Source organism: Roseateles sp. (assembly GCF_046300915.1).
Classification (GTDB): Bacteria; Pseudomonadota; Gammaproteobacteria; order Burkholderiales; family Burkholderiaceae_C; genus Kinneretia.
Window position 1 is genome coordinate 1 of the sequence record NZ_JBKCLH010000047.1, and the last position, 9,081, is coordinate 9,081.

The following is a 9,081-nucleotide window of genomic DNA, read 5'->3' on the forward strand; positions in this document are numbered from 1 at the left end:
CCCCGACACCGGCCGCCGCGCGTGCGCCCCTGGCCCCGGGTGTGATGCGCCCCGCCAAGCCACCGGCAGCGCCGCCGGTGGACGAGGCCGTCGAGGCCTGGCGCAAGCTGCAGCAGGGCGTGGCCCCGCTCAAGGGCAAGAAACGCTGAACCGCGCCGGGGCGCGTCGGGCCCCGGCACCGCTTCGCAAAGCCGGCCGCCCGCGATGCCGTGGCATGGGCATCCCTAATTTGTCGTGGCACAAAGATAAAAACCACTTGCGCAAGATAATCGATCGTTTATCATTTGCGCAAGTTGTGGACTTGGTTCACCACAACGAGGCCCTCAGGCCGCAAGGCCCAACCCTGACCTCACCGATCGCCCAAGCGCTCGCCGCTGCAGTTCCGCCGTACAGCCCGAACCTGGCCACGGCGCGATCAGCCAGACCGCGATGCTGCTGAGCTCGGTACGCGCAAGAGCCACCGGCCTGTCCGGACTCTGACCGACTGTCCTTCTTCTCAGTTCAGAACGCTGCGTGTTGCCCAGTGGCGCCGCCGCATGCGCGGAATCCTCCGCCCAAACAGCCGCACTGCCCACGGCAGCGCGGCGCCCGTGACCCGAAAACCGCGAGCCCGGCTCGCAAGGAGTGGCTTATGCCCCAGTTCACCTCTCCGCGCCCTCAAGGCCTGCAGCTGAAGCTGCGCAAGCCGCGCAATCCCCTGGTCGCCCCCAGTCTGCAACGCCTGGCAGGCCGCCATGGCACCGCGAGCAAGGGGCTGCGCCAGCAGGCCAAGCATGCATTGCTGAAGGAAATCCGTCAGCTGCCCTCGATAGACCACAGCCCCTGACACACAGCAGCTCAGGGGCTCCCCCCACGGGAGATGCATCATGAAGACCAAGACCATTCAACTGCGGGGCCGGGCCCCGGTGGAACCCAGCCTGATCAGCCGTCCGGTCTGGCGCCAGCAACTGGCAGGCGGCCTGCGGCGTAGCGGCAGCGGCCTGCTGCGCTTGGCCGAGCGCCTGACCCGCCAGGGGCGTCGCCGCACGGTGCCCGAGCTGGAGTTCTATGCCGAGGCCGGCGCGCCGGAAGGCGCCCTCTATCAGGACGGTCAGCTGGTCGGCCTGCTGCCCGGCGTGACCCGGCTGTGAGCCCTGGCCGCCGCGCCCAGGCTTCAGTGCGGGCGAGTTCATGCCGATATACGATCACCACAAGAACACGGTGATCCTGCATGACTCCGCCCGCCCCGATCCTGCCGCTGCAAGAGGCCCTGCCCAGCCTGGGAGCCTGGACCGCTGCCTTTCGTTCGGCGGACATCCCCGTGCTGGCCAGCACCGCCGAATCGCTGGAGTTGATGCGCGCCAACGAAGACGCCTTCGATGCCAACAGCATTGGCGAGATGATCGTCTCGGACCCGCTGATGACGCTAAAGGTGCTGGCCCATGCGGCGGCCTACCACCCGGACAAGCGACACACCGATGCCGAGACCGTGACCGCCGCCATCGTGTGGATGGGTATCACGCCCTTCTTTCGGGCCTTCGGTCCCCAACCTACGGTGGAAGAGCATCTGCGCCAGCAGCCGGCGGCCCTGGACGGGCTGATGCGGGTGCTGCGTCGCGCAGACCGGGCCGCGCGCTTCGCCCTGGGCTTTGCCGCGCACCGCGCCGACCCCGACTCGGCCGTGATCCACAGCGCGGCCTGCCTGCACGACTTTGCCGAGATGCTGCTCTGGATTCATGCCCCGGCCCTGGCCCTGCAGATCCGCCAGCGGCAGTCCGTGAATCGTCAACTGCGCAGCGCCGCGGTGCAGCGTGAAATCCTCAATATCGAACTGGCTGACTTGGAGCAGTCCCTGATGAAGGCCTGGCATCTGCCCGAGCTGCTGGCGCACATCACCGATGACAAGCGCGGCCACGATCCAAAGGTGCAGACCGTGCGTCTGGCCGTGCGTCTGGCCCGCCACACGGCCGAGGACTGGGAGGATCCGGCCGTACCCGACGATCTCAGCGACATTGCGCAGCTGCTCAATCTGGCACCCGCAGCCGCCGAGCGGCTGGTCCACGACCTGGATGTCTGACGCCATGGCCGGCCCGAGCCAAGACTTCTGGCAAGAACGCTTCGAGCGCGGCGACACCCCCTGGGATCGCGGCGCCCCCCATCCACAGCTGCAAGCCTGGCTGGCCCAGGGCCTCTTGAGCCCGGGCCAGCAGGTGCTGGTGCCGGGCTGCGGTCGCGGCCATGAGCTGCAGGCCCTGGGCCGGGCCGGCATTGCCGCCACCGGCCTGGACTACGCCCCGGCCGCCGTGGCCCTGGCGCGCGAACGCCTCGGTGCGCTGCCCGGCCGGGTGCTGGAGGCGGATGTGCTGCTCTGGCAACCGGAGGTGCCGCAGGACCGCATCTACGAGCAGACCTGCCTGTGCGCGCTGCACCCGGACCAGTGGCGGCGCTATGCCGATCAACTGCACGCCTGGCTGAAGCCCGGCGGCCTGCTGCTGGCGCTCTTCATGCAGGCGCGCCGCGAAGGCGCGGACCAGGGGCGGGTGGAGGGCCCGCCCTACCATGGCGACATCAACGCCATGCGCGCCCTCTTCCCCGCCGAGCACTGGGACTGGCCGGCCCCGCCCTATACGGCCGTAGGCCATGAGCGCGGCTGGTTCGAGCTGGCGGTGGTGCTGACGCGGCGCTGAAGCCCTAGAGGGGCACGGCGGTGGTGTTCTTGAGCCGGTCCAGCACAAAGCTGGTCTTGCAGTCCTGCACGCTGGGATGCTTGAGCAGGGTCTCGCTGATGAAGCGGGCGTAGTGCGCCATGTCCTGCACCAGCACACGCAGCAGATAGTCCATCTCGCCGGTGAGGGCCGCGCATTCCACCACCTCGGGCCAGGTCTGCACCGCGGCGCGGAACAAGTCCATGGGATTGCGCTTGTGGCTCTCGGTCTGCTTCTCCAGCCGCACATTGATATAGGCCGTCAGCGAGAGCCCCACCTTCTCCGGCCGCACCAGGGCCACATAGGCCTGGATCGCACCCGACTCCTCCAGCCGCCGCACACGGCGCAGCACGGCCGAGGCCGAGAGATTGACCTGGGCGGCCAGGGCGTCATAGGTGACGCGGCCGTCCTGCTGCAACGCCCTCAGGATGCGCCGGTCTATGGCATCGAGCTGGATTTCACCTTCCATATTCGGAGTTTCGCAGGATTCCTGCGCTCACAGCGGATGCCGCGCCTGAGATCGCAAGAATCCTGCGCCCAGGCCCTTCTAAAGTCTTGACCTATCGCAAGGCATTCAAAGCAGGAGACCCCGCCATGGCCGCATTCACTCCCTGGGACAACCCCATGGGCACCGATGGCTTCGAGTTCATCGAGTTCGCCGCCCCCGATCCCGCCGCGCTCGGCCAGCTGTTCGAGACCATGGGCTTCACCGCCGTGGCCAAGCACCGCCACAAGAACGTGACCCTGTACCGCCAGGGCGGCGTGAACTTCATCATCAATGCCGAGAGCGACAGCTTCGCGCAGCGCTTTGCGCGCCTGCATGGGCCCTCGATCTGCGCCATCGCCTTCCGCGTCAAGGATGCCGCCCATGCCTACCAGCGCGCGCTGGAGCTGGGTGCCTGGGGCTTTGACAACAAGACCGGCCCCATGGAGCTGAACATTCCGGCCATCAAGGGCATCGGCGACTCGCTGATCTATCTGGTGGACCGCTGGCAGGGCAAGAACGGCGCGGCCGCGGGCGAGATCGGCAATATCTCGATCTACGACGTGGACTTCGTGCCCCTGCTGGACGCCGAAGGGCGCCCCGTGGACGCCAACCCCAAGGGCAATGGCCTGACCTATATCGACCACCTGACGCACAACGTCTTCCGCGGTCGCATGAAGGAATGGGCCGACTTCTACGAGCGCCTGTTCAACTTCCGCGAGGTGCGCTACTTCGACATCGAGGGCAAGCTGACCGGCCTGAAGAGCAAGGCCATGACCAGCCCCTGCGGCAAGATCCGCATCCCCATCAACGAGAGCAGCGACGACAAGAGCCAGATCGCCGAGTACCTGGATCTGTATCACGGCGAGGGCATCCAGCACGTGGCCCTGGGCACGGACGATATCTACACGACCGTCGAGGGCATGAAGGCCGGCGGCGTGGTGTTCCAGGACACCATCGACACCTACTTCGACCTGATCGACAAGCGCCTGCCCGGCCATGGCGAGCGCGTGGACGATCTGCGCCGCCTGCGCATCCTGATCGACGGCGCCGCCCATCTGGGCGCCGAGAAGGAGCTGCTGCTGCAGATCTTCACCAAGGAGGTGATCGGCCCCATCTTCTTCGAGCTGATCCAGCGCAAGGGCAATGAGGGCTTCGGCGAGGGCAACTTCAAGGCCCTGTTCGAGAGCATCGAGCTGGACCAGATCCGCCGCGGCGTCCTGAAGGACGACAAGGCCTCGGTTTGATGGCCACCCGCCCTCCCGGGATGGGAGGGCGCTTTAGGCCGCAGCGCCCAGCTCGGCCTGGACCCAGACCCAGACCTGAGGATCAAAGGCCAGCTGCAGATGCCCCCGCCCGGCCAAGTGCCGGGCCTCGGTGCCGCTCAGCACGGCGGTGCCGGCGGGATAGACCACCTGATCGGCATTGCTGTAGACGCAGAGCAGGCGCGCGCGGAAGTCGGCGGACTCACCGGCCTCCAACTGCTGCAGCCAGTCGCCGCCACGACGCATCTGACGCCCGTTGGGCGTGCTGGCCACCGCGGCCAGCAAGGTGCCATGGTGCGGCGAGCCCAGGGTGATCACGCGATGCAGGCGCTCGGGCCGAGCGGCGCCGTGGCGCCGCCACCAGGCGCGCAGGGCCAGGCCGCCCATGCTGTGGGCCACCACCAGGGGGGGCAGACCCGTGGCCCGCTCCAGGCGCTGCAGCGCCGCCTCGATCAGGTCTGCATAGGCATCAATGGAGCCATAGGCCGGCTCCAGCGTGGGGGCCACGCAGGCATGGCCCTGGGCACGCAGGCGCCGCAGCCAGCTATTCCACAGTCCACGATTGCAGCTGTAACCATGCAGCAGCAGCACGCCACGCCGGCCATTGGGCTGTGCGGGCAGATGGTCGGGCTCGGCTTCCGCGCGAAAGGGCTGCAGCCAGGCAAAGACCCGCTCGCAGACCCAGAATTCGCGCCAAGCGCTCACCAGCAACTGCACAAGGCCCGGCCGCCCGGCCGGCTCGGCCCGGTTGACCCAATGCAGCGCCACAAAACCCAGGGCCAGTATCAAGCCATAGGCCCAGAAACCCAGCAGGGCCCAGGCCAGGGCCGCCCAAGCGCCTTGCTCAGGCCAAGCCCACAGCGCCAGGCCCGCTGCCAAGCCCATGCGCAGCAAGAGCTGCAGACGTTGAATCCATGCGTTCATGGCCGCGCATCATCGCTGATGCGCAGCGCGGCGGGAGCGCGCCACAATCGAGGCATGTCAGATCGGGACGATGAGCGCCAGGCGCTGCGCGAGCGCATCCAGGACTTTCTGCAAGCCGTAGCGGCCGAGGCCGCCGTGCGCCGCGCCGACCCAGCGCTGGACCGACGGGCACTGGCGCTCAAGCGCTATCAGCAGCAACGATTTGCACACAGCTACGCCGATCTGCTGGAGACCCCGCGCTACGGCCCTGCTGCCCGCTTCTTCCTGGACGAGCTCTACGGTCCCAAGGACTTCAGCCAGCGCGATGCCCAGTTCGCCCGTGTCGTCCCCACTCTGGTGCGCCTCTTCCCCGAGGAGGTGGTGCTCACCGTGGCCCAGCTGGCCGAGTTGCACGCCCTCTCGGAACAGCTGGACAACGCCATGGCTCGCCACCTGCCTGGGCTTGAAATCAGCGCCGAGGACTATCGCCAAGCCTGGCAGGCGGCAGCCGCCCCACCGCAGCGCGAGCAGCAGATCCGCCTGCTGCTGGCCGTGGGCGAAACCCTGGAGGGTTTGACCCGCAAGCCCCTGCTGCGCCAGGCTCTGCGCATGATGCGCGGCCCCGCCTCGGCGGCGGGGCTGGGCGAGCTGCAGCAATTTCTGGAGACGGGCTTTGACACCTTCAAGGCCATGAAGGGCGCACATGAGTTTCTCCAGACCATCGCCATGCGCGAACGCGCGCTGGCGGCTGAGCTCTTTGCCGACCGAGGGGCGGCGGCATCCCTGACTGTCCCGCAGGCGACTGGGGCCTAGGGCAAGTCCCCTAACCCGCGCGGCAGGGCTGGCAGGACCATCGGGAAGCTCGCCGCCTTGGCGCCGCGGGCCACCGACAACAAGACCTATGGAGACCTGCAATGAGCGCGCTGCTGGCCCCGACGAGCATCGACAAGCCCTGGCTGAAAAGCTATCCCGAGGGCGTGCCCGCCACGGTGAAGGTGGACAGCTACCGATCCCTGGTGGCGCTGCTGGAAGAGGCGTTTCGCAAGCATGCGCATCGCGATGCCGCCATCTGCATGGGCCACCGCCTGACGTTTCGCCAGATGGACGAGCTGTCCCAGGCCCTCGGTGCCTGGCTGCAATCCAAGGGCTTGGAGCGCGGCAGCCGGGTGGCGATCATGATGCCCAATGTGCTGCAGTACATGGTGGCCATCGCCGCCATCCTGCGGGCGGGCTACACGGTGGTGAACGTCAACCCGCTCTACACCGCACGCGAGCTGGAGCACCAGCTCAAGGACTCCGGGGCACGCGCCATCATCGTGCTGGAGAACTTCGCCGCCACGCTGGAAGAGGTGGTCGAGCGCACCGAGATCCGCCATGTGCTGCTCACCGGCCTGGGCGATCTGCTGAGCTGGTGGAAGGGCCCGCTGATCAATTTCGCGGTGCGCCACCTGAAGAAGATGGTGCCCGAGTACCGCCTGCCGCTGGGGCCGGAGCGCAGCGTGACGCGCTTCGGCCAGGCCCTGGACGAAGGCGCGCGACTGCACCTACGCCCCGTGGACCTGGGGCCAGATGATGTGGCCTTTCTGCAGTACACGGGTGGCACCACGGGCGTGTCCAAGGGCGCGACCCTGCTGCATCGCAATGTGGTGGCCAACATCCTGCAGTCCGAGGCCTGGTTCTCGCCCATGCTGCGTCAGCGGGGCGACAAGCCCATGACCACGGTCTGCGCGCTGCCCCTGTATCACATCTTCGCGCTCACGGCCTGCTATATGCTCGGCGCCCGCAAGGGCATGACGAATCTGTTGATCCCCAACCCGCGCGACATTCCTGGCTTCGTGGCCACCTTGCGCGAGCAGCGCGTGCACATGTTCCCGGCGGTGAACACCTTGTTCAACGCCCTGGCCAATGACCCCGGCTTTGCGCGCCTGGACTTCAGCGAGCTGCTGATCTCCAACGGCGGCGGCATGGCCGTGCAGCAGGCCACGGCCGAGAAATGGCTCAAGATCACCGGCTGCCCGGTCGTGGAAGGCTATGGGCTCTCCGAGACCTCGCCGGTGGCCACGGTGAACCGCGTGGATGTGCACGACTTCACCGGCTCCATCGGCCTGCCCGTGCCCAATACCGAGATCGCGATCCGCGACGACGAGGGCCGCGACATGCCCCTGGGCGAGCGGGGCGAGATCTGCATCCGCGGCCCCCAGGTGATGGCCGGCTACTGGAACCGCCCGGACGAGACGGCCAAGGTCATGTACGCGGATGGTTTCTTCAAGAGCGGGGACATCGGCGTGATGGACGCGCAGGGCTATGTGCGCATCGTCGACCGCAAGAAGGACATGATCCTGGTCTCGGGCTTCAATGTGTACCCGACCGAGATCGAACAGGTAGTCAGCTTGCACCCAGGCGTGCTGGAATGCGCTGCGGTGGGTATCCCCGACGAGCGCTCCGGTGAGGCGGTCAAGCTCTATGTGGTCAAGCAGGACCCCGCGCTGGCCGAGGAAGACCTGGCCAGCTACTGTCAGCAGCAGTTCACCGCCTACAAGCGCCCCAAATACATCGAGTTCCGCGATGAACTGCCCAAGAGCAATGTGGGCAAGATCCTGCGGCGCGAGCTACGCAGTGGCGCGGCATGAGTGTCATGGCGCCGACTGGGCGTGCGCCGACGCTGCCCGAGGACATCCAGATCCTAGAGCGTGGCTGGCTGTCCTCCAACTTGGTGCTGATGCATGGGCGCGGCGAGGAGGGCGCACTGCTGGTGGACAGCGGCTACTGCAGCCACGCCGAGCAGACTGCCACCCTGCTGTGCAGCGCCCTCACCGGTGAACGCCTGCGCCTGATCGTCAACACCCATCTGCACTCAGACCATTGCGGTGGCAATGCACGCCTGGCTGCCGAGCACGGCTGCCCCATCTGGATCCCGCCAGGTGAATATGCCGCCGTGCAAACCTGGGATGAGGCACGGCTGAGCTATGCCTTGACCGGGCAACGCTGTGAGCGCTTCCAAGCAGCAAGGGCTCTGAATCCGGGAGAGGTCATGGAACAAGGCGGACGCGCTTGGCAATGCTTGGCTGCGCCGGGCCATGATCCGCATTCCCTGATCCTCTTTGAGCCCGAAGCCGGTCTGCTGATTTCGGCCGACGCGCTGTGGGAGCGGGGCTTTGGCATCGTGTTCCCGGAGCTGGACGGCGCACCGGCCTTTGACGAGGTGGAACAGACCCTGGATCTGATTGCCGGACTGGAGGGGATTCGTTGCGTGATCCCCGGCCATGGTGCCGTCTTCTGCGATGTGGCCGGCGCGCTGAGCGACGCTCGCTCGCGCCTGGCCTTCTTCCGCAGCTACCCCGAGCGCCACACCCGCCACGCGGCCAAGGCCTTGCTGATGTTCCACATGCTTGAAGTCGGACGCTGTAGCCTGACCGAGTTGCAGGATTGGCTTCGGGGAACCCCAATACATCACCGCATGTGGCGACTGCACTACGCCCAAACACCGCTGGAGGACTGGACAGCCGAATTGCTGCGGGATTTGGCGCACAGCGGAGCGATAGAGTTCTCCGGCAACGCTGTACGCGTCCGCTAGAAGATCGCCACAGAAGAACAAAACCCCTCGCAGCGTTGGCTGGGAGGGGTTTTGAGGTGTAAATAGCCTGACGATGACCTACTTTCACACGGGAACCCGCACTATCATCGGCGCGGAGTCGTTTCACTGTCCTGTTCGGGATGGGAAGGAGTGGGACCAACTCGCTATGGT

At 66.9% G+C, this 9,081-nt stretch carries 10 protein-coding genes and 1 rRNA gene; 8 read left to right on the plus strand and 3 right to left on the minus strand.

Going from position 1 to position 9,081, the window contains the following annotated elements; all coding sequences use genetic code 11:
• The first annotated feature begins 631 nt into the window (after positions 1-631).
• The 4 genes from ACK5F2_RS03505 (at position 632) to ACK5F2_RS03520 (ending at position 2,666) form a co-directional block, all read left to right on the plus strand.
• Positions 632-826 carry a hypothetical protein gene (locus ACK5F2_RS03505; protein WP_409862829.1) on the plus strand — a complete coding sequence of 65 codons (195 nt, stop codon included), beginning with the start codon at positions 632-634 and terminating at the stop codon, positions 824-826.
• Positions 827-866: 40 nt separating this feature from the next.
• On the plus strand, positions 867-1,130 hold the full coding sequence (locus tag ACK5F2_RS03510; RefSeq protein WP_409862830.1) for a hypothetical protein: 264 nt from the start codon (positions 867-869) through the stop codon (positions 1,128-1,130).
• Between the two features lie 80 nt (positions 1,131-1,210).
• On the plus strand, positions 1,211-2,056 hold the full coding sequence (locus tag ACK5F2_RS03515) for an HDOD domain-containing protein (protein WP_409862831.1): 846 nt from the start codon (positions 1,211-1,213) through the stop codon (positions 2,054-2,056).
• Positions 2,057-2,060: 4 nt separating this feature from the next.
• On the plus strand, positions 2,061-2,666 hold the full coding sequence (locus tag ACK5F2_RS03520) for a methyltransferase domain-containing protein (RefSeq protein ID WP_409862833.1): 606 nt from the start codon (positions 2,061-2,063) through the stop codon (positions 2,664-2,666).
• Positions 2,667-2,670: 4 nt separating this feature from the next.
• Here ACK5F2_RS03520 and ACK5F2_RS03525 read toward each other — a convergent pair whose 3' ends face one another.
• Positions 2,671-3,153 carry an Lrp/AsnC family transcriptional regulator gene (locus ACK5F2_RS03525; protein ID WP_133605462.1) on the minus strand — a complete coding sequence of 161 codons (483 nt, stop codon included), beginning with the start codon at positions 3,151-3,153 and terminating at the stop codon, positions 2,671-2,673.
• Between the two features lie 125 nt (positions 3,154-3,278).
• Between ACK5F2_RS03525 and hppD the strand changes: the two genes are divergently transcribed.
• Positions 3,279-4,415 (plus strand): 4-hydroxyphenylpyruvate dioxygenase, encoded by a 1,137-nt coding sequence (gene hppD, locus ACK5F2_RS03530; RefSeq protein ID WP_409862834.1) that lies wholly within the window; start codon positions 3,279-3,281, stop codon positions 4,413-4,415.
• A gap of 33 nt (positions 4,416-4,448) precedes the next feature.
• On the opposite strand, the gene ACK5F2_RS03535 is transcribed toward hppD, so the two are convergent.
• Positions 4,449-5,357, minus strand: coding sequence for an esterase/lipase family protein (locus tag ACK5F2_RS03535; protein WP_409862835.1), 909 nt, complete (start codon positions 5,355-5,357; stop codon positions 4,449-4,451).
• Positions 5,358-5,411: 54 nt separating this feature from the next.
• Here ACK5F2_RS03535 and ACK5F2_RS03540 point away from each other — a divergent pair, with 54 nt between their 5' ends.
• From ACK5F2_RS03540 to ACK5F2_RS03550, 3 genes are all read left to right on the plus strand, one after another.
• Positions 5,412-6,149, plus strand: coding sequence for an FFLEELY motif protein (locus tag ACK5F2_RS03540; RefSeq protein WP_409862836.1), 738 nt, complete (start codon positions 5,412-5,414; stop codon positions 6,147-6,149).
• 128 nt (positions 6,150-6,277) lie between these two features.
• A complete protein-coding gene (locus tag ACK5F2_RS03545) occupies positions 6,278-7,966 on the plus strand; it encodes a long-chain-fatty-acid--CoA ligase (RefSeq protein ID WP_409862838.1) in 1,689 nt (562 codons plus the stop codon).
• 5 nt (positions 7,967-7,971) lie between these two features.
• Positions 7,972-8,910 (plus strand): MBL fold metallo-hydrolase, encoded by a 939-nt coding sequence (locus ACK5F2_RS03550; protein WP_409862837.1) that lies wholly within the window; start codon positions 7,972-7,974, stop codon positions 8,908-8,910.
• Between the two features lie 65 nt (positions 8,911-8,975).
• Here the strand turns inward: ACK5F2_RS03550 and rrf are convergent.
• Positions 8,976-9,081 (minus strand): 5S ribosomal RNA (gene rrf, locus ACK5F2_RS03555); the annotation flags it as partial.